16 protein-coding genes are annotated in these 19,179 nt (G+C 59.5%); 7 read left to right on the forward strand and 9 right to left on the reverse strand.

The genetic code is table 11. The features are described 5' to 3' along the window. Window positions 1-329: 329 nt before the first annotated feature. The 8 genes from IM284_RS01935 to IM284_RS01970 all read right to left on the reverse strand — a co-directional run bounded on the left by IM284_RS01935 (window position 330) and on the right by IM284_RS01970 (window position 11,315). Window positions 330-1,880 (reverse strand): methyl-accepting chemotaxis protein, encoded by a 1,551-nt coding sequence (locus tag IM284_RS01935; RefSeq protein WP_047368591.1) that lies wholly within the window; start codon window positions 1,878-1,880, stop codon window positions 330-332. A gap of 89 nt (window positions 1,881-1,969) precedes the next feature. Then, complete coding sequence (locus IM284_RS01940; RefSeq protein ID WP_047368592.1) at window positions 1,970-2,986, reverse strand: LacI family DNA-binding transcriptional regulator; 1,017 nt, start codon at window positions 2,984-2,986, stop codon at window positions 1,970-1,972. 28 nt (window positions 2,987-3,014) lie between these two features. After that, window positions 3,015-4,421 carry a sucrose-6-phosphate hydrolase gene (locus IM284_RS01945; RefSeq protein WP_047368593.1) on the reverse strand — a complete coding sequence of 469 codons (1,407 nt, stop codon included), beginning with the start codon at window positions 4,419-4,421 and terminating at the stop codon, window positions 3,015-3,017. Beyond that, on the reverse strand, window positions 4,421-5,791 hold the full coding sequence (locus IM284_RS01950; protein ID WP_193055706.1) for a sucrose-specific PTS transporter subunit IIBC: 1,371 nt from the start codon (window positions 5,789-5,791) through the stop codon (window positions 4,421-4,423). The genes IM284_RS01945 and IM284_RS01950 overlap by 1 nt, the downstream gene beginning before the upstream one ends. Window positions 5,792-5,857: 66 nt before the next feature. Then, complete coding sequence (locus IM284_RS01955; protein WP_028013217.1) at window positions 5,858-7,375, reverse strand: carbohydrate porin; 1,518 nt, start codon at window positions 7,373-7,375, stop codon at window positions 5,858-5,860. Between the two features lie 172 nt (window positions 7,376-7,547). Next, window positions 7,548-8,438 carry an aminoimidazole riboside kinase gene (locus tag IM284_RS01960; protein ID WP_047368595.1) on the reverse strand — a complete coding sequence of 297 codons (891 nt, stop codon included), beginning with the start codon at window positions 8,436-8,438 and terminating at the stop codon, window positions 7,548-7,550. An 88-nt stretch (window positions 8,439-8,526) separates the two neighbouring features. Further along, a complete protein-coding gene (locus tag IM284_RS01965; RefSeq protein ID WP_028013219.1) occupies window positions 8,527-9,738 on the reverse strand; it encodes a diguanylate phosphodiesterase in 1,212 nt (403 codons plus the stop codon). Between the two features lie 95 nt (window positions 9,739-9,833). Continuing rightward, window positions 9,834-11,315, reverse strand: coding sequence for a carboxylesterase (locus tag IM284_RS01970; protein ID WP_047368596.1), 1,482 nt, complete (start codon window positions 11,313-11,315; stop codon window positions 9,834-9,836). Window positions 11,316-11,581: 266 nt separating this feature from the next. Here IM284_RS01970 and IM284_RS01975 point away from each other — a divergent pair, with 266 nt between their 5' ends. From IM284_RS01975 to IM284_RS02005, 7 genes are read left to right on the forward strand one after another with little or no spacing between them, the layout of a single operon-like run. Beyond that, window positions 11,582-12,436 (forward strand): MurR/RpiR family transcriptional regulator, encoded by an 855-nt coding sequence (locus IM284_RS01975; protein WP_045630451.1) that lies wholly within the window; start codon window positions 11,582-11,584, stop codon window positions 12,434-12,436. 12 nt (window positions 12,437-12,448) lie between these two features. Next, a complete protein-coding gene (gene ddpX, locus IM284_RS01980) occupies window positions 12,449-13,024 on the forward strand; it encodes a D-alanyl-D-alanine dipeptidase (RefSeq protein WP_047368597.1) in 576 nt (191 codons plus the stop codon). 14 nt (window positions 13,025-13,038) lie between these two features. After that, on the forward strand, window positions 13,039-14,571 hold the full coding sequence (locus IM284_RS01985) for an ABC transporter substrate-binding protein (RefSeq protein ID WP_047368598.1): 1,533 nt from the start codon (window positions 13,039-13,041) through the stop codon (window positions 14,569-14,571). 23 nt (window positions 14,572-14,594) lie between these two features. After that, a complete protein-coding gene (locus IM284_RS01990) occupies window positions 14,595-15,617 on the forward strand; it encodes an ABC transporter permease (RefSeq protein WP_041909885.1) in 1,023 nt (340 codons plus the stop codon). Beyond that, window positions 15,614-16,507 (forward strand): D,D-dipeptide ABC transporter permease, encoded by an 894-nt coding sequence (gene ddpC, locus IM284_RS01995; protein WP_041909883.1) that lies wholly within the window; start codon window positions 15,614-15,616, stop codon window positions 16,505-16,507. The genes IM284_RS01990 and ddpC overlap by 4 nt, the downstream gene beginning before the upstream one ends. Beyond that, a complete protein-coding gene (locus IM284_RS02000; RefSeq protein ID WP_047368599.1) occupies window positions 16,507-17,493 on the forward strand; it encodes an ABC transporter ATP-binding protein in 987 nt (328 codons plus the stop codon). The genes ddpC and IM284_RS02000 overlap by 1 nt, the downstream gene beginning before the upstream one ends. Next, window positions 17,486-18,415, forward strand: coding sequence for an ABC transporter ATP-binding protein (locus tag IM284_RS02005; protein WP_047368600.1), 930 nt, complete (start codon window positions 17,486-17,488; stop codon window positions 18,413-18,415). Before IM284_RS02000 ends, IM284_RS02005 begins: the two co-directional genes overlap by 8 nt. Here IM284_RS02005 and IM284_RS02010 read toward each other — a convergent pair. Next, window positions 18,412-19,161: an SDR family NAD(P)-dependent oxidoreductase gene (locus IM284_RS02010; protein ID WP_047368601.1), complete on the reverse strand. Its 750-nt coding sequence runs from the start codon at window positions 19,159-19,161 to the stop codon at window positions 18,412-18,414. The genes IM284_RS02005 and IM284_RS02010 overlap by 4 nt on opposite strands. Window positions 19,162-19,179 lie beyond the last annotated feature (18 nt).

The raw sequence follows: 19,179 nt of genomic DNA on the forward strand, positions 1-19,179 counted from the left end.
TTAAAATACAGGCGCACTTCTCATGAAGAATATTAACAATCTCTTCAATATTATTAGATAGAGATATGTTCTCCATTCAAATATCCAACTGAGAATTTATTTGTAACTCTCTCATAAAAACATTGCATTGAAAATCTTTTTGAAACTTATTTCTCCTGTTTATTGCACCTTCCTCTAATGTTAAAAAAGTCGTAACTATATAATCATCATTAATTATCTTTCTACCGTTGTTGCCAGCACTTTAAAGCCGTTTTTTAAGATCAAAAGCTCAGAGGCCACAACCTTTGAGATGATATAAAAAGGCTCCCTCAGGAGCCTCCCTCATAAAATCAAGCCTGCACCGGCAACCTAAAACTCGCAATACTCCGCGAAAGCTGCTGCGCCTGCTCTTCCAGCGAGGCCGCTGCCGCCGCGGACTGCTGCACCAGCGCGGCGTTCTGCTGGGTCACGCCATCCATCTCGGTTACCGCCTGCCCGACCTGGCCGATCCCGCGGCTCTGCTCTTCGGAGGCGACGGAGATCTGCTCCATCAGCGTATTCACCTTATTCACCGACGAAATGATCGCGTCAATCACCTCGCCCGAGCGGCTGACCAGCTCCGCACCGTTTTTGACGCTGGAGACCGACTGCGCAATCAGGCTCTCGATGTCTTTAGCCGCCACCGCGCTTTTCTGCGCGAGAGTGCGCACTTCGCTGGCCACCACTGCAAAACCGCGGCCCTGCGTTCCGGCGCGCGCCGCTTCAACCGCCGCGTTAAGTGCCAGAATGTTGGTCTGGAAGGCGATGCTGTTGATCACGCTGGTAATGTCTTCGATGCGCTTCGAGTTCGCCGCGATGGTGTTCATCGTGTCGATGACTTCGCGGGTCACCGCTTCGCCGGTGTGGGCATTTTTCACCGCGTCCTGCACCAGTTTTCCGGCCTGATAGACGTTGTCAGTATTGTTCGCCACCGTCGCGCTCAGCTCCTCCATGCTCGCCGCCGTCTGGGTCAACGCGGAAGCCTGCTGCTCGGTACGCGAAGCCAGATCGATATTCCCGGAGGCAATCTCCTGCGCCGCGTGCGTCACGGTATGGCTCGCATCGCGCACCTGGGCGATGGTCGCCAGCAGTGCCTGACGCATCTGCTCCATCGAGCCCATCAGGTGGTCGATTTCGTTGCTTGAACTCCCCTTCACCGGCACCGGAATGTCCAGCTTGCCCGCCGCAATCTGGCTGCAGTGCTCGCGCGCCAGGTTGACCGGGGCAAAGACAAAGCGCTTCATGAAGATGCTGACTGCAACGATCACCACCACAAACAGGCAAGCAATAACGGCAATCATCACCAGGCCGGAGACGAAATTGCTGCTCGCATCCTCGTTCAGGCTTTTAGCGTATTTCTGGTGGACCGAAAGCACCTGGTCGAGAATGATTTCGTACTGGCGGTCGAGACGGGAAACTTCCGGGATCAGCGCGTTAAATTTGGCGACATCGTGCGCCGCAGCGGCATCGATCAGCGGCGCCAGCCCCTGGTTGCGGTAGTTTTGCCAGGCGTCCTGATAGGCACTCACCAGCGGCGCTTCATCCGTCAGACGCGGCGAAGCCATAAACGCCGCAAAGGCATTGTCCGCTTTGGTCAGCGCCTCTTTCACTGCGGCAAGCTTTGCAGACTCGTCCGCCGCGTTGCCCGCTTCCACCATCTTCACGTACTCCATCACCCGCACGCGCAGCGTACGGCTGTGGTTGATGGGGTCAATAATCGACAGTACCACCTGGATCTCTTTGTTGACGTTATCCAGCGAGTTATTACTTTTAATGATGAGGCCAACGCTCGTCACGGTGCTGACGATAAAGAACAAAAGCAGCGAGAACAGGACAATCAGGGACGACTTTTTCAACGACATAAACCAATACCTCAAGGAGAATTATTCCTTATGGTTATCGGCGCTTCCAAAACTTAAATTAATTAAAGTTATTGATATATCGCCTGGGGCTATACCGCTGACTTATAGCGCCGCTGCAGGGTGGCATCCAGCTTGCGCTGCAATGGCTGCGGCGTCTCCCCTTCGATCAATTTGCCAATCAGATCAAAGCAGTGCCACGCCAGCTGACGATTGTCCTGACGAATGGTATCCACCGGGATCGTCAGTGAATCGTAGAGATAGTGATCGTCAAAGCTGGCTAATCTGATATCGCTTTGCAACAGGTTATGCTGGCCCATATAGCGCAGCACCCCTTCCAGCAGCCCGCAGGCGGCGGTGAAAAGCGCTTTTGGCGGACGCCCCAGGCGGGCGCAGAGTTCAGCAAACATCTCGTACCCGGAGCTCGGGTGATAGTTACCGTGAATGATCCACTCGGGGCGCAGCTCCACGCCGGCCTCTCGCAGACCTTGCTTAAAACCGTCCAGACGGTCGCGCGTCGGAGACAGGCGCGGCTGGCCGCCGAGGAAGTAGAATTCATTTGGATGCTGGCGCGCAATGTCCGCTACCAGCGCCGCTGTCGGGGAAATGGAGTCGGTGATCACCAGCGGCAGCGCGCTGTCGTTCATATGGCGGTCAAAAAGCACCACGGGCAGCTGCTCGCTGAGCTTCAGGTAGTCCGCATCGTTCAGCATGCTGGAGGCCACAATCAGCCCGTCCACCTGACGCGCCACCATATTGTTCACCACCACCGTCTCCTGCCCCGGATTTTCATCGCTGCAGGAGATCAGCAGCTGAACACCCGCCTCGCGGCACAGCGTCTCCAGCTCGTGAGAAAAGACGGCGAAACCGTAGTTGGTAATCTCAGGAACGACAAGACCAATGGTGTGGCTGCGGTTATCGCGCAGCGAGCGGGCGTGAATGCTGGGCTGATAGTGGTGCTCTTTTGCAATCGCCAGCACGCGCTCGCGCGTCTCTTCCGCCACGCGAAGCTCTTTGCTGCGCCCGTTCAGGACCAGGCTGGCGGTGGCTTTTGACACACCCGCCAGCTCCGCGATGTCTTTAATGGTGACGCGTTTTGTTTTTCTCACAACGACTTAGATCCGGCTGCCAAAACCCTCATTCTATCATGCAGGCGCGCAGCGACCAGTAGCGTAATGTGATGTCGGACGCACCTTCGAATCGCACCCGGGCCGGATGGTCAGGAAAATAGCGGCTGCTCATCACCCCTTCACCGTGATTGATGAAAATTTCAACGCTGGAGCAGTCGCACAGAACGCGTAAATGACGAACCTCTCCCTGCCAGTAGCGGGTCAATGTTTCACCGGTTTTCAGGCTCGCGCGTTCAAGGCGTAAACCCTGCTCATCGACCGTGAGGCGCAGCGCGCCTGCGAAATCGACATTCACCTGCGATGCGCCCAGCTCAAACTCCAGGCGCGTCGCGTCCAGTTCCGGCGCCTCGCTGGCGCGCCCCTGCCAGCGCTGCTCATCTTCACGCAGCGCCGCCAGCTCGCGCGCCGGGGTCTGCCAGAGCCTGCCGTCACGATAGCGGAGTTCACGCGGGCAGGTCATCTGGTGCATCCAGCCGTGCGACCGGGTTGGCTGAAGCATCTCTTCTCCGTCCGGTACGCCCATCCAGCCGATCAGAATGCGGCGTCCGTCTTCTGCTAACGTAGTTTGCGGGGCGTAGAATTCAAAGCCCGCGTCCAGCTCGTGAAGCTCGCCGTGATCGAATGCGGCGCTGGCATAGTCAAACGCCCCGCTCATCCAGGTGGCCGGATAGGTATTGAGGTAGCGATGCGGCTCGCGCGCCAGCCCCTGCGGGCAGCAGATCAGGACGTGCGTTCCGTCGAGGGCGAACAGGTCCGGGCACTCCCACATATACCCCGCTTCCGTCAGGCCGTTGACGCCGTGACCAGCGATCTCCCCGCAGGACGTCCAGGCATGCAAATCGGCTGATTTAAACAGCAGCACCTTGCCGCGCTTTTGCACATCCTGCGCACCCAGCACCATGTACCACTCCCCGTCGTGCTGCCATACCTTCGGGTCACGCACGTGGCCGGTGTAGCCTTCCGGCAGCGCCAGCACCGGCCCCAGCTTCGTAAAGGTTCCGTCCGGCTGCTCCACGGCGAGGCACTGCCAGGCGGTGCGGCTACCGTCATCAAACTTAACGTTGCCGGTGTAGCACAGTGTTAGGACACCGTGGTTGTCCACGGCGCTACCGGAGTAGCAGCCGTTGCGGTCATACTCTTCGTCGGGCATCAGCGCCAGCGGCTCATGCTGCCAGTGCACCAGGTCCGCAGAGCTCCAGTGCCCCCAGCATTTGAAGCGATGCTCGCAGGCCAGCGGGTTCCACTGATAAAACAGATGGTAGCGTCCGGCAAACCAGATAAACCCGTTCGGGTCGTTCATCAGCCCCGTCACCGGCGCGGGGTGCCACTGCGGGTAATGGCTATCCGCCAGCGCCCGCGGCTGCCCTTTCAGAACGGCCTGCAGGATCGCAGGCCAGCGGGAAAGTTGCGTCATTATTCAGAGTCCGTTTTATATTTCAGCAGCAGCGAGACGGTAAACGCCACGCCGAAGGCAATCATCATGCCGATAATATAGTTAAGGAGCGAGCTGGCCTGAACGATAGCCATGCCCGGAATAGCGGTCAGCCCGACGGCGGTCATGTAGACATGCACTGACACCACCCAGGCTCCGCCCGCCGCGCCGCCGATCAGCGCCGCGATAAACGGCTTCACGAAGCGCAGGTTGATACCAAAAATGGCCGCTTCGGTAATGCCCAGCATCGCAGAAAACGCCGACGGTAAGGTAATGGCTTTGATTTTGGCGTCTTTGGTTTTAAACCACACCGCCAGACAAGCGCCGCCCTGCGCCACGTTCGCCATGGCCCAGATCGGCAGCAGGAAGTTTACGCCAATCGACGGGTTACCCAGCAGCCCGGCTTCAATCGCGTGGAAGCTGTGGTGAATACCGGTGATCACAATCACCGAGTACAGCCCGCCGAACAGCAGCCCGGCCAGCCAGCCCGCGTGTTCAATCAGCGTGCTCAGGATAAAGGAGATGCCGTCGCCCAGCGCGCGCCCTGCCGGGCCGATAATCAGCAAGGCGATGAAGCCAGAGATAACGACGGTGAGGAACGGCGTCAAAATCAGATCCAGCGCGTCCGGGATAGCGCGGCGCAGGTTTTTCTCGACGATGCTCATAAACCAGACGGCCAGCAGCACCGGGAATACCGTGCCCTGGTAGCCAATCATCGCGATCTCAAGGCCGAAGAAGTTCATGGTGTGGAAGCCGGAGGCCACGCCCCAGGCGTTGGTCAGTGCCGGGTGGGTCAGAATGCCGCCCAGCGTCGCGCCCAGATACGGGTTCCCGCCAAATTCCCGCGCCGCGGTAAAGCCGATCAGGATTGGCAGAATGATAAACGCCGCCGAGCTGCACATGTCCAGCATGATGTAGAGGGCGTTATCCGCATTGACCCAGCCGTAGGTTTTCACCATGCCGAGCAGGCCCATCAGCAGGCCGGACGCCACAATGGCGGGAATGATCGGGACAAAGATATTGGAGAGCAGACGCGCAATGCGCTGGAACGGGTTCAGCTTGCGCGCCGCGATATCCGCCGCTTCAGACTTGCTGGACTCACTAATCCCCGCCGCCTGAATAAACGCGGCGTAGACCTTATTCACCACGCCCGTGCCGAAAATGACCTGCATCTGCCCGGCGTTATGAAAACAGCCCTTCACGCCCTCGACCTTGCCAATCGCCTGCCGATCGGCAAGCGCGTCGTCGACCAGCACCAGACGAAGACGCGTAGCGCAGTGCGCAGCGCTGGCGATATTTTCCTTGCCGCCCAGCAGCGGAATAAGCTCGCGGGCGATTTGATTAACATCCATAGATACCTCTGCCTGACTTCTTTTTATGATGTGCGAAACGCCCCCGCCGGGCGGGAGCGTGATGGGTTAGAACCACGTTTCCATCTGGACCCCAAAGTTCCATTCCCCGCCAGCGTTGAAGCCGCTGCTGCCAAAGGCATCATCGCTGGCGTAATTATCCAGTTTGCTGCTCCAGTCCATCCAGGTGGCAAACAGGCGCAGCTCCGGGCGGCTGAAGAAATCGCCGATTTTGCTCGCTTTTAACGTTGGCGCAAAGGTCAGCTTGTAGAAACTGCCGTTAACGGCGTTCCGGTCCTTATAGCCTTCCGGATGTAAGTCCATGTACTGATAGCTTCCCTCAAACGCCAGCGCGAAGTTCTGGGTCACCTCTTTAATCAGGCGGGTGTTGAGCGTCACCCACTCATAGCTGTCGCCCTTGACGTAGCGATCTTTGCTGCTCTGCGCCAGCACGGCAGGCGCGATACTCCAGCCACCGCCAACAGGCGTGACACCGTAACTTGCGAAGCGCCAGGTATCGGCATCAGACAGCAGCGCCCCGTCGGAACCGATGCTCTTAACTTCTGCGCCCAGGCCGTGACCGTACAGCAGCGCCGTTTTGGCACTCCCTTCCCGCAGGCCATAGAAGCTCTCGTTGTGCAGCCCCACCAGGGCATGAACGCCGTTATTGGCCGCGTCGGTTTTGATGAGATCGCCGTTAGCGTCTTTACGGTCGTCGTTATCCTTCGCCCGCAGGCCGCTCACCATCACCTGCAGCGGCCCGGCGAAGTGGTTCATGCTGAGGATGTAGTTCTGAACGTTGTTGTCGGTCTGCTCCACGCTGCCGAAGTTGCGGCCGTAGATCGAGAAGTTGCTGCGCAGCGAGTCGTTCCACTTCACGTCGTAGACGCCGCCGCCGGTACCGGCCAGGAATACCACGTCGGAATCCAGCCAGTGAATGTCAAAGTTGTCGCGGTCGAAGCGTTTACCCGCCCAGAAGGTGCTGCCCTTCAGCGCGCCGGTAAAATCAGGCAGGTTGCCCAGCTCCGCAAAGGCCTGGCGAATATTGAGATCGCTGGTATCGGCTGACCAGTCGTTATAGGTTCGCTGACCGTCGGCCAGCATCGCCTTGAAGCGCGTGGTCGCCCCGTTATCCAGGGTTTGCTTGTGCTCCAGGTTCAACTCGACGTAGGTGTCGGCTTCGTTACCCAGACGCCCTACCGCACCGCCGGTTTCCCCGGCTGGCGTCAGGTACGGGCCGCTTTTGCTACTGGAGGCCGCGTCGTTCATCAGCAGGCCGGAACGGGCGTAGCCGTGGAACTCAAATCCGCTGCTCTGATCCGCTTTTTTCTCCAGCGCGGCGGTACGCTGCGCCACCGCCTGGGTTGTGGTTTGCGTCTGCTGCTGGGCGGCGACCAGCTGCTGCGTTTTTTGTTCGGCTTCGGTGGCGCGTTTTTCAGCGACCTGCGCACGCGCTTCAGCAGCCTGAAGGCGCTGCTCCATCGCGGCAAGGCGCGCTTCGATACTTGTCATATCCGTCTGGGCAAAAACAGAGGTACTGCCGGCCAGCATGCCTATCATCACGGCAAGTCTGCGTTTTTTATACATTTTGTCGCATCCCTAAAAGTATTAATCGAACGTGCTAAATTGCTAAACCGGTTTAGGCTGCTGATACTAAACCCGGGAATTTTGGATCGGCAATCTTTTTTGCTAAACCGATTTAGTAAGTGTGATCGAGGCGACAATTCAGGCCGCCGGACGGCGGCCAGTGAAGTAAGGATTACAGGTCGTGCTGCCAGGGCAACGCGGTCATCGCCCCCTTTGCCGTGGTGGCTAACGCGCCACAGCGCTGGGCTAAGGCGATTGCCGGAACCAGCTCCTGACCGGCGGCCAGCCCGTAGAGCAGCCCGGCGACGAAGGCATCGCCCGCGCCAGTGGTATCGACACATTGCACAGGGGTAGCCGGATAGTGTTTCACCGCGCCCTGATGCCAGGCGATAACGCCCTCTTTTCCCTGGGTGACCAGCACCAGGCGCGCCGGGCAGCGCTGCATCAGCGTGTTCAGACCTTCTCTTACATCCGCATCGCCGGTTAAAAATGCCAGTTCCTCAACGGAGAGCTTGACCACGTCGGCGCTCTGCAGGGCCTGTTCCAGGCAGCGACGCAGCGCGTTCTCATCCGGCCAGAGATCCGGGCGAATATTGGGGTCGAAGCTCACGTAGCCTCCCGCTTCCCGAATGTCGGCCATCGCCTGAAAGGTCGCCGAGCGGCTCGGCTCTGCGCTTAGCGCGATGGAACAGACGTGCAGCCACTCGCCCGCGCTGAACGTCGGCAGGTCGGCGGGTTCCAGAAACAGATCGGCGCTCGGGCGCACCATGAAGGTAAACGAGCGTTCGCCGTGGTCGTCCAGATCCACCACCACCGTAGAGGTGCGGTGCGACGGGTCAAGGCGCATATGCTTCACGTCGACCCGCTCGTCAGCGAGCGTTTTCGCCATAAAGCGCCCGAAAGGATCGTCGCCAGCCCTGCCGATAAACGCGCTTTTGCCCCCCAGCCGGGCAATGCCCACCGCGACGTTTGCCGGTGCGCCACCGGGGCACTGCAGTAATTTCCCTTCGCCATCGGGCAATAAATCCACCACCGCATCGCCAAGTACCCAGATTTTTTCCATGTGACCCTCTTAGCTAAACTATGTTAAACCGTTTTAGCTATTTAAGCACAGGCAGGGAAAAGGGGAAATAACGCGGGAGGAAAATTGCCTAACGCTTCAGATGCGGCCAGCGAATATCGCCAACGCCGTTAAGCTGCGGACGGGCAAACAGGAAGCCCTGGAAGCGGCGGATCCCGGCAGATTCTAACCAGCACCACTCCTCTATTTTCTCGATCCCTTCGGCCACCAGGGTAATTTCAAGATCGGAGCAGCAGCTGATGATGGAGCGCACAATCGCCTGCTTCGGGCCGCTGAGATGGATATCGCTGATGATTTCGCGATCGATTTTGATTTTATCCGGCTGGAAGCGGGTCAGCAGCGAAAGACCGGCATAGCCGGAACCGAAATCATCAATCGCCAGGCCAACCCCCTCACCGCGAAGCCGCTTGATGGCGCTGTTAAATTGGTTGAACCCGGAGATCATCTCGTTTTCAGTAACTTCAATGACCACCTGCTCCGGCTGAAGGCCATGTTTTTTAATCTCATCGACCAAAAATTCCACCGCGCCAGGGACATTCACCAGCGACATGGGCAGCAGGTTTACCGCGATTTTATGGCTACCAATGCCCAGTTTTTCCGCCAGCGCGAAGGCATACGCTTTCGTCTGGAGATCGACTTCATAGATTTTCGCCGGGTCCAGGGAGCTGAAGAAATGTTCCGGGCTGCCGCCGTCATTGCTACGGATAAGCGCCTCAAGGGAGCTGATTTTCCCTTCCGAGGGCTCGACAATTGGCTGCAGCGCAAACTGGCAGGTTTGCCCGGCAATCAGGCCCAGATGTTCGCCAAAGGGTAGCGCTTCGGTCGAGAGCGTCCATTTGTCCGAGGTGTAACGCGTCCCCGACGGGGCCGGACGTTTACCGGTTATAAAGGTCTGAATAAATTTGAACACCCGGTCATCAGATGTCAGATAGCTGTCCAGCTTGCTGTAGCGCAGCACCGACTGCAGCACCTCTTTCGGCGACTGCGTTTGCAGGTCGAACAGCAGCATACCGACGTTTTCGAAGCGTCTGCGCGGACCATAGTCCCGCAGCAGTTCAACCACCCCACTGTGACGCTTGTCCTCACGGATGGTGTGGAACAGTTTGACCACACTCTCTTCCGACCCTTCGAGGATCTGCAGAACGTCATTCCCTTTTGCCAGGAGGACGCCGGTAATATCCAGTTTTGTGTTGCGGCCTCTGGCGCGCTCCACCAGCTCCCGCAGTTCGGTGGACGGGCGGGATAAATTCAACTGGCTTCGGTAGATCAGCGTCGTCAGCACAAAAAGGGGTTCCAATGATAATGAGAGGTGCCTTGAAGCTACTATGTAACATACTTAATCAATGCGACCTAACATATTCACGCCACAAGGGAACATTACTTTTCCCCATCGCCAATCCTGCTGTCGATCCTCTCCTGCATATAGTCGTAAAACGGGTTCGAGGTGACCCGCATCAGCGCCTCTTTACCGACGCTCAACACGGACGTTTCTCCCCACAGCGCAATCGTTCCCAGGCTTATCCCGTAGCGGTTTTTCACCCCAGGTTCGCGGCCATAGAGATCGTCATCCGGCGGGAACGGCACGGCGATATGCGACAAGGAATAGACATCCTGCGGCCAGGTCTGCACAAGCGGCACAACCGTCTCCCGCGTGCTGCCTGCTGGCGTTGTTTTCGCCACCGTCGAGAAACTGTGTGCGTCCGCATTGGTAATAATCGTGACACCGTAACGTCTCTGCGCAACCGGCAGCAGCGCCGAGGTTGCCGTCCACGACGACGGCTTGAACAGCGGGCGGAAGCTGGCCGCCTGATTGATGTCAAACACCACCAGCTCGCTGCCGTTTGCCGGAAGCTGGTCAAACAGGCCGGTCACCACCGCGCGGGTGCTGACCGTAGAATCCATGACCGACTGGAATGCCAGCACAGGCGGCAAATTCACCAGCCTGTTCTCCCGCGCCTCGCGGCCAATCTGCTCCTGCAGAGCCTTCGTCAGCAGCCACGACTGGCGGGCGGCGTTCACCGGGAACGAGTTGTATTTATACGGATTATATTCCGGAGAGATATTCAGCCACGCCGCTTTGGCAAACGGTGGCAGCAGCGCCGGTAGCCCCGCAAAACCGGCAAAACGCGCAAAGGCCGTCACGCCGATCATTGGTGAGAGCAGGATTACCTGCTGTGGTCGACGAAGCGCAGAGGAATCCATCGCATCGAGAGCATATTTCATCGCCAGCGCCCCGCCGTTGGAGTACCCCACCAGATGCAGCGGCACATTATCTCCCGTCAGGCGCGTGGCTTCCCGCACGGCAAGACGCGTCGCCGCGAGCCACATCTCCCAGTCAACGTCGGTTAGCGCGCCGGGCGCGGTGCCGTGTCCGGGCAGGCGCGGAACCACGGCCACGAAACCATGCTGTTGATAATTTTCGGCAAGGTGCCTGACGCTGTAAGGCGAGTCAGTCAGTCCGTGCAGCAATACCACCGCGCCACGGGGTTTTCCTGCTGGCATCAGCACAAACGAACGGTTGGCATCGGGCGTGAACTGTCCCGGCCAAACCAGGCTCTGGCGATAATAGCGGTTTAGCGGCGTTTGTTCCTGGCCCGCTGTTTTCGCCGTCACCGCCCTATCAAGCTCGGCGAAAATGGCGTTTTCCCGGGCAACATACCCGGCAAAGTTGGTGTTATCGAGTTCACGCACGGACATCTCGTCCGCCCGCCAGGTGTGCCAGAGGTGCAGGTCCGGCCCCTGCTGCGAGAGATAGACCCGCACCGCCAACAGGACGACCAGGACGATCCCCACGACCATCCCTGTTTTCTTTGCAAGCGCCGCCAGGCGCACGCTGATTCGCCAGGGCAAATTCGCCATGCCGGGATCCCTTTTATGTTCACTGTCCTTTTATCTTATCAAAAATGTGAACGGACTGACGTATTCATCAAATTCATACCTGCCGCGTCAGCCGCTGCACCAAAAGTGAACTACGCTGCACAAATGTTGATCATTGGTTAACTAAATATTGCGTGAAATTAACAGCGCGGCGAGTTTTTATCTCACCGCGAACATGGCACGCGTCGTGCATTGTTAACCCTGTAACACAAATCCAGCTTTTGACAGCCAGTTAACAGCGAGGCGGTATGACGACGAAACCCGAGATGTTGAGCCGTATCGAAGCGACGTTCAGCCAGCTCACTCCCAGCGAAAAGCGTGTCGGGAGCTGGCTGCTGGCGCACGCCGCGCAAATCCCGTTCGAAACCGCGGAAAGCGTCGGTCTGGCAAGCGGGACCAGCGGGATCACCGTCGGACGCTTCCTGCGCAAGCTGGGGTATCGCAACCTGGAAGATGTCAAAAAGAGCCTGCGCGATCCGTATCAGCCCTGGGGCATGAACGAGCGGCTGGACTCCTGGCAGCAGCAGCGTCCCCTCCCCAACCGCCTTCAGCATGCCCTGTCGCTGGAGGTGGACGCCATTACGCAGGTGTATCAGCTGGCGCAAACGGACGCCTTCCGTCAGGTGGTGCACAACCTGGCCCACGCCGACGCGGTGTTTGTGCTGGGGATCCAGTCCACGCGCGGGATCGCCAACGCCTTCTTCAGCCATCTCGAGTACCTTCGCCCGCGCGTGAGCTATTCCGAAGGCGCGTCCGGCAGCTGGGTGGAATCCCTCAACTCCGGGTTTTCGCACCCTTACGTTGTGCTGACCGATACGCGCACCTACTCCACGATGGCCCGCCAGTACTGCCGCGTGGCGAGCGAAAAAGGGATCCCGCTGGCCTTAATCACCGACATCTGGTGCCCGTGGGCGCGGGATTACCCGATGGATTTACTGCAGGTGAAAACCGATACCGGTCATTTCTGGGATTCGCTTGCCCCCGTGAGCTGTCTGTTCAACCTGCTGCTGTCGGGCGTGGTGGAAGCGCTGGGTGATGCGCTCCCGGCGCGTCTGGCGGTAAACCGACAATTACAACAAGAGTTTGGTCAATTCGAACGCTAAAGGAGCGGAGCTATGCCCGATGAGAGTGAACTGATTGACGTGGCGAAGACGTTTCCCACGCTGCATATCGACCTGAAGTACGCCACCGCCGACAACATCACCGGCAGGCCGATCTATCAGGAGGCACTGTGCCTGCTGCATACCGAGGCCGCCACCGCGCTGGCAAAAGCCATCAGCATTGCCGCCCTGGCCGGGCTGAAGCTGGTGGTGTACGACGCCTATCGGCCGCAGCAGGCGCAGGCCCAGCTGTGGGACGCCTGCCCGAACCCGGAGTATGTGGTCGATGTGGCAATTGGCTCCAATCACAGCCGCGGTACGGCCATCGACGTCACGCTGATGGACGAGCATAACAGCGTGCTGGATATGGGCGCCGGTTTTGACGAAATGCATGACCGCTCGCATCCCTATCACCCTTCCGTACCCCCACACGCCCAGCGAAACCGTCTGCTGCTGAACGCCATCATGTTCGGCGGCGGTTTTGTGGGGATTAGCAGCGAATGGTGGCACTTCGAACTGCCGAACGCCGCCAGCTACCCGCTGCTTGATGACCGTTTTGCCTGTTTTCCCCTGACGCACACCTCTCTTTAACCTGGAGCACTGCCATGAAAACATCGCTTCTCACGACCCTGATTGCCGCCACGCTGGCGTTGAGCGCCCCGCTGGCGCTGGCCGCCGTCCCGAAAGACATGCTGGCGATCGGTAAAGCCGCCGACCCGCAAACGCTCGACCCTGCCATCACCATCGATAACAACGACTGGACCGTCACCTATCCGTCCTACCAGCGTCTGGTCAAGTACAAGCCCGGCTCTACCGAGGTGGAGGGCGATCTGTCGACGGGCTGGAAGGCGTCCGACGACCAGAAAGAGTGGACCTTTACCCTGGCGGATAACGCCAAATTCTCCGACGGCACGCAGGTCACCGCCGAAGCGGTCAAACTCTCCTTTGAGCGCCTGCTCAAGCTCGGCCAGGGGCCGTCTGAAGCCTTCCCGAAAGATCTCAAAATTGATGCCGTCGATGACCACACGGTGAAATTCACCCTCAGCCAGCCGTTCGCGCCTTTCCTCTACACGCTGGCAAACGACGGGGCGTCCATCATTAACCCGGCGGTGCTGAAGGCCAATGCCGCGGACGACGCGCGCGGTTTTCTGGCGCAAAATACCGCCGGTTCCGGGCCGTTTATGCTGAAGAGCTGGCAGAAAGGCCAGCAGCTGATCCTGGTGCCGAACCCCCACTGGTCGGGCGCGAAGCCGCACTTTAAGCGCGTTTCGGTGAAAATTATCGGTGAAAGCGCCTCGCGCCGACTGCAGCTTTCCCGCGGCGATCTGGACATTGCCGACTCCCTGCCGGTCGATCAGCTTGCAGCCCTGAAGCAGGAAGGCAAAGTCGCCGTCGCGGAATACCCCTCCCTGCGCGTGACCTATCTCTATCTCAACAACAGCAAAGCGCCGCTCAATCAGGTGGATTTACGCCGGGCCATCTCCTGGGCGACGGACTATCAGGGAATGGTAAAAGGCATTCTGAGCGGCAACGGCAAGCAGATGCGCGGCCCGATCCCGGAAGGCATGTGGGGCTTTGACGCCGCGGCAATGCAGTACAGCTTCGACGAGGCCAAAGCCAAAGCGGCGCTGGAGAAGGTCAAAGACAAGCCCGCCAGCCTGACCTTCCTTTACTCGGACAACGATCCGAACTGGGAGCCTATCGCCCTCTCCACTCAGGCGAGCCTCGGCAAGATCGGCATTAACGTCAAGCTGGAAAAACTGGCCAATGCCACCATGCGCGACCGCGTCGGTAAAGGCGATTACGACATTGCCATCGGCAACTGGAGCCCGGACTTTGCCGACCCATATATGTTCATGAACTACTGGTTCGAATCGGACAAAAAAGGGCTGCCGGGCAACCGCTCGTTCTATGAGAACAAAGAGGTGGATTCGCTGCTGCAGGCCGCGCTGAAAACCACCGACCAGGCGGAACGCACCAAAGATTACCAGCAAGCGCAAAAGGTGGTGATTGACGAAGCGGCCTACGTCTATCTGTTCCAGAAGAACTACCAGCTGGCGATGAATAAAGAGGTCAAAGGCTTCACCTTTAATCCGATGCTCGAGCAGGTGTTCAACATCGCCACCATGAGTAAATAACAGTTCTCGTCGGGGGAAAGCGTATGACGTTCTGGAGCATCGTGCGCCAGCGCTGCTGGGGGTTACTCCTGGTGGTGGCCGGTGTCTGTATTATTACCTTTATTATTTCACACATGATCCCCGGCGACCCGGCGCGTCTGCTGGCGGGCGATCGCGCCAGCGACGAAATCGTGCAGAACATTCGCCAGCAGCTGGGGCTGGATCGGCCGCTGTATGTGCAGTTTGGCCGCTACGTGGACGCCCTGGCCCACGGTGATTTAGGCACCTCCATCCGTACCGGACGCCCGGTTGCGGAAGACCTGAAGGCCTTTTTCCCCGCCACGCTGGAGCTGGCCTTTTGTTCTTTGCTGCTGGCGCTGGTTATCGGCGTGCCGCTGGGGATTTTGTCGGCGGTGTACCGCAACCGCTGGCTGGATCACCTGGTGCGTTTAATGGCGATGACCGGGATTTCCACGCCTGCATTCTGGCTTGGGCTGGGCGTGATTGTCCTGTTTTACGGGCATCTGCAGATTCTGCCGGGCGGCGGCAGGCTGGACGACTGGCTCGATCCGCCGACGCACGTCACCGGGTTTTATCTGCTGGACGCCCTGCTGGAAGGCAACGGTGAAGTCTTTTTCAACGCGCTGCAGCACCTGATTTTACCCTCGCTGACGCTGGCGTTTGTTCACCTGGGCATCGTGGCGCGCCAGGTGCGCTCGGCGATGCTGGAGCAGCTTAGCGAGGACTACATCCGCACCGCACGTGCCAGCGGCCTGCCCGGCTGGTACATCGTCCTGCGCTACGCCCTGCCGAATGCGATGATCCCGTCCATTACCGTGCTCGGGCTGGCGCTGGGCGACCTGCTTTACGGCGCCGTCCTGACCGAAACCGTCTTTGCCTGGCCGGGTATGGGCGCCTGGGTGGTGACGTCCATTCAGGCGCTGGACTTCCCGGCGGTGATGGGCTTTGCCGTCGTCGTTTCGCTGGCCTACGTGCTGGTTAATCTGGTGGTCGATCTGCTTTACCTGTGGATTGACCCGCGAATCGGGCGCGGAGGTGCCGAATGATGTTAACGCAGGAAACACCCGTCCCGGTGAAAACCGCCAGACAACGCATCAACTGGGCAAAGCTGTTCTGGATGCTGCGCCAAAGCCCGCTCACGATTGTCGGCGGCGTCATTATGATCGCGATGCTTTTGCTGATGGTGACCTCGCCGTGGATAGTGCCGCATGACCCGAACGCGCTGGATCTCACCGCCCGCCTGCAGGCACCCTCTGCGCAACACTGGTTTGGCACCGATGAGGTGGGACGCGACCTGTTCAGCCGCGTGCTGACGGGCAGCCAGCAGTCGATTACCGCCGGGCTGGCGGTGGTGGTGATTGCGGGCGGCATTGGCTCGCTACTGGGCTGTTTGTCCGGCGTCCTGGGCGGGCGCGGCGACGCCGTCATCATGCGGGTGATGGACATTATGCTCTCCATTCCTTCTCTGGTGCTGACCATGGCGCTGGCCGCCGCGCTCGGTCCGAGCCTGTTTAACGCCATGCTGGCGATTGCGATTGTCCGCATACCGTTCTACGTGCGGCTGGCGCGCGGGCAAACCCTGGTGGTGCGACAGTTCACCTACGTTCAGGCCGCCCGCACCTTTGGCGCCTCCCGCTGGCATTTGATCCGCTGGCACATCCTGCGCAACGCCCTGCCGCCGCTGATAGTGCAGGCGTCGCTGGATATCGGCAGCGCCATTCTGATGGCCGCCACGCTGGGGTTTATTGGCCTGGGCGCGCAGCAGCCCACCGCCGAATGGGGCGCGATGGTGGCCGTGGGCCGTAACTACGTCCTTGACCAGTGGTGGTACTGCGCCTTTCCCGGTGCGGCAATTTTGATTACCGCCGTGGGCTTTAATCTGTTTGGCGACGGTATCCGCGATCTGCTGGATCCGAAGTCAGGAGGCAAACAGTAATGACCGAACCGGTACTCAATATTGAAGACCTGCATCTGAGCTTCCCGGTTTTTCGCGGGGAGGTCCACGCGCTGAACCACGTTTCGCTTGAGATCGGCAGGGGCGAAATTGTCGGCGTGGTGGGCGAATCAGGGTCGGGCAAATCCGTTACCGCCATGCTCGCCATGCGCCTGCTGCCAGAGGGAAGCTACCGTATTCATCACGGTCAGGTGAGATTACTCGGTGAAAACGCCCTGACGGCGTCCGAGAAACAGCTTCGCCAGTGGCGCGGCGCTAGAGTAGCGATGATTTTTCAGGAGCCCATGACCGCACTCAACCCGACGCGGCGGATTGGCAAACAGATGGTGGAGGTGATCCGCCAGCATCAGCCGCTTTCCCGGCGCGAGGCACAGCAGAAGGCGATCGCCCTGCTGGAAGAGATGCAAATTCCGGACGCGAAGGAGGTCATGGCGCGTTATCCGTTTGAACTCTCCGGCGGCATGCGCCAGCGGGTGATGATCGCCCTTGCCTTTTCCTGCGAGCCGGAGCTGATCATCGCCGACGAGCCGACCACCGCGCTGGACGTGACCGTCCAGCTCCAGGTGCTGCGGTTGCTGAAGCATAAGGCGAAGGCCAGCGGCACCTCGGTGCTGTTTATCAGCCATGATATGGCCGTAGTGTCCCAGCTCTGCGACAGAATGTACGTGATGTATGCGGGCAGCGTGATAGAGAGCGGCGCCACGCAAACGCTGATCCACCGCCCTGTGCATCCCTATTCTATCGGCCTGCTGCGGTGCGCGCCGGAAAACGGCCAGCCGCGCGACCTGCTGCCCGCCATTCCCGGAACGGTGCCCAACCTGAGCCAGCTTCCGCAGGGGTGCGCTTTCCGCGAGCGCTGCTTTGCCGCGGGGGCAAAATGCAGCGAAACGCCGCGCCTGCAGCCGCATGGCGCAGAGGGCCAACTGGCTGCCTGCTGGTATCCACAACGGGAGAAACACCATGTCTGATGTACTGCTGGAACTGGATAGCGTGCACGTGAACTTTGCGGCGCGCAAAAACTGGCTGGGCCGCGTGACGGAACGGGTCCATGCGCTCAACGGGCTGGATCTCCAGATCCGTCGGGGCGAAACGCTGGGCGTTGTCGGGGAATCCGGCTGCGGGAAAAGCACGCTGGCCCAGCTGCTGATGGGGATGCTTAAACCCAGCACCGGCGCATGTCAGCGTGCCCACCATGCCGGTGGCATGCAGATGGTGTTTCAGGATCCGCTCTCCTCGCTCGACCCGCGATTGCCGGTCTGGCGCATCATTACCGAGCCGGTGTGGGTGCAAAAACGCAGCAGCGAGCGCGAGCGCCGTCAGCTGGCGGCGGATCTGGCGCTGCAGGTGGGCATTCGCCCGGAATATCTCGACCGCCTTCCACACGCCTTCTCCGGCGGGCAGCGCCAGCGCATTGCCATCGCCCGGGCGCTTTCGTCCGATCCGGATATCATCGTGCTCGATGAACCCACCAGCGCGCTGGATATCTCCGTGCAGGCGCAAATCCTCAACCTGCTGGTGACGCTACAGCAGCAGCGTAATCTGACTTACGTACTGATCTCGCATAACGTCTCGGTGGTCAGACACATGAGCGACCGCGTGGCGGTGATGTATCTCGGACAGATTGTGGAGCTGGGCAGCGCCGCGCAGGTACTTGGCGAACCGCGCCATCCCTATACCCGCCTGCTGCTTGATTCGGTTCCTCGCACCGGAGAGCCGCTGGATGAAACGCTGGCGTTACGCAAAACGGAGCTTCCCGGCAACCGTCATCTGCCCGAAGGCTGTTTTTTCCGCGACCGCTGCCCGATGGCCGCGCAGGGGTGCGAACGTCCTCAGCCGCTACAGCCCTCTCGCGAGGGCCGTCACGTTCGCTGCTGGCGCAGCCTGGGTTAAATTTGCGCCATCCCGCCGTCCACAAACAGCTCGGTGGCGTTGATAAAGCTGGCCGCGTCGGAGGCCAGAAACGCCACCGCTTTACCCACCTCGCCCGGCGCACCTAAACGTCCGAGCGGCACCTGCGCGGCCAGCGCGTCGTACAGCCCCTGGCGGTGTTCTTCCGGCACCAGATCCCCTAAACCAGGCGTTTTGATCGGGCCCGGGCTTACGACATTGACGCGGATCCCACGGCCCTGCAAATCCAGCGCCCAGGAGCGGGCAAAGTTACGCACCGCGGCCTTACTGGCGCTGTAGACGCTGAAATTGGCCGTCCCCTTAATCGACACCGTCGAGCCGGTCAGAATGATCGACGAGCCGGTTGATAACAGCGGCAGCGCCTTCTGCACCGTGAACAGCACCCCGCGAACGTTGGTGCCAAAAATCCGGTCAAACTGTTCTTCGGTGATCGCGCCCAGCGGCAGCATATCGCCGCCACCCGCATTGGCGAACAGAATATCGAGACGGCCTTCTTCTTTTGCTATCCGGGCATAAACCGCATCCAGATCGGCAAGCTTAGAGACGTCTGCGCGAATGCCCACTGCGTCAGAAGCAATCTCTGCTACCGCGGCGTCAAGTTCGGCCTGACGACGCCCGGTGATGTACACCTTCGCGCCCTGTGCCGCCAGCTCCTGCGCCGTGGCAAGACCAATACCGGTGCTGCCGCCGGTGACCAGTGCAATTTTTCCTGAGAGAGTCGTGTTCATGTCATTTACCTTTTTGTG

Origin of the sequence: Enterobacter cloacae complex sp. P12RS, assembly GCF_014895875.1 — a bacterium.
GTDB lineage: Bacteria > Pseudomonadota > Gammaproteobacteria > Enterobacterales > Enterobacteriaceae > Enterobacter > Enterobacter bugandensis.

Excerpts from the sequence above, each read along its gene's own strand:
- IM284_RS01975 (WP_045630451.1), top strand. The coding sequence starts at position 11,582 with ATGACGACGAAACCCGAGATGTTGAGCCGTATCGAAGCGACGTTCAGC.
- IM284_RS02010 (WP_047368601.1), bottom strand. The coding sequence starts at position 19,161 with ATGAACACGACTCTCTCAGGAAAAATTGCACTGGTCACCGGCGGCAGC.
- IM284_RS01955 (WP_028013217.1), bottom strand. The coding sequence starts at position 7,375 with ATGTATAAAAAACGCAGACTTGCCGTGATGATAGGCATGCTGGCCGGC.
- IM284_RS01945 (WP_047368593.1), bottom strand. The coding sequence starts at position 4,421 with ATGACGCAACTTTCCCGCTGGCCTGCGATCCTGCAGGCCGTTCTGAAA.
- ddpC (WP_041909883.1), top strand. The coding sequence starts at position 15,614 with ATGATGTTAACGCAGGAAACACCCGTCCCGGTGAAAACCGCCAGACAA.
- IM284_RS01985 (WP_047368598.1), top strand. The coding sequence starts at position 13,039 with ATGAAAACATCGCTTCTCACGACCCTGATTGCCGCCACGCTGGCGTTG.
- ddpX (WP_047368597.1), top strand. The coding sequence starts at position 12,449 with ATGCCCGATGAGAGTGAACTGATTGACGTGGCGAAGACGTTTCCCACG.
- IM284_RS01990 (WP_041909885.1), top strand. The coding sequence starts at position 14,595 with ATGACGTTCTGGAGCATCGTGCGCCAGCGCTGCTGGGGGTTACTCCTG.
- IM284_RS01970 (WP_047368596.1), bottom strand. The coding sequence starts at position 11,315 with ATGGCGAATTTGCCCTGGCGAATCAGCGTGCGCCTGGCGGCGCTTGCA.
- IM284_RS01960 (WP_047368595.1), bottom strand. The coding sequence starts at position 8,438 with ATGGAAAAAATCTGGGTACTTGGCGATGCGGTGGTGGATTTATTGCCC.
- IM284_RS01935 (WP_047368591.1), bottom strand. The coding sequence starts at position 1,880 with ATGTCGTTGAAAAAGTCGTCCCTGATTGTCCTGTTCTCGCTGCTTTTG.
- IM284_RS01950 (WP_193055706.1), bottom strand. The coding sequence starts at position 5,791 with ATGGATGTTAATCAAATCGCCCGCGAGCTTATTCCGCTGCTGGGCGGC.
- IM284_RS02000 (WP_047368599.1), top strand. The coding sequence starts at position 16,507 with ATGACCGAACCGGTACTCAATATTGAAGACCTGCATCTGAGCTTCCCG.
- IM284_RS02005 (WP_047368600.1), top strand. The coding sequence starts at position 17,486 with ATGTCTGATGTACTGCTGGAACTGGATAGCGTGCACGTGAACTTTGCG.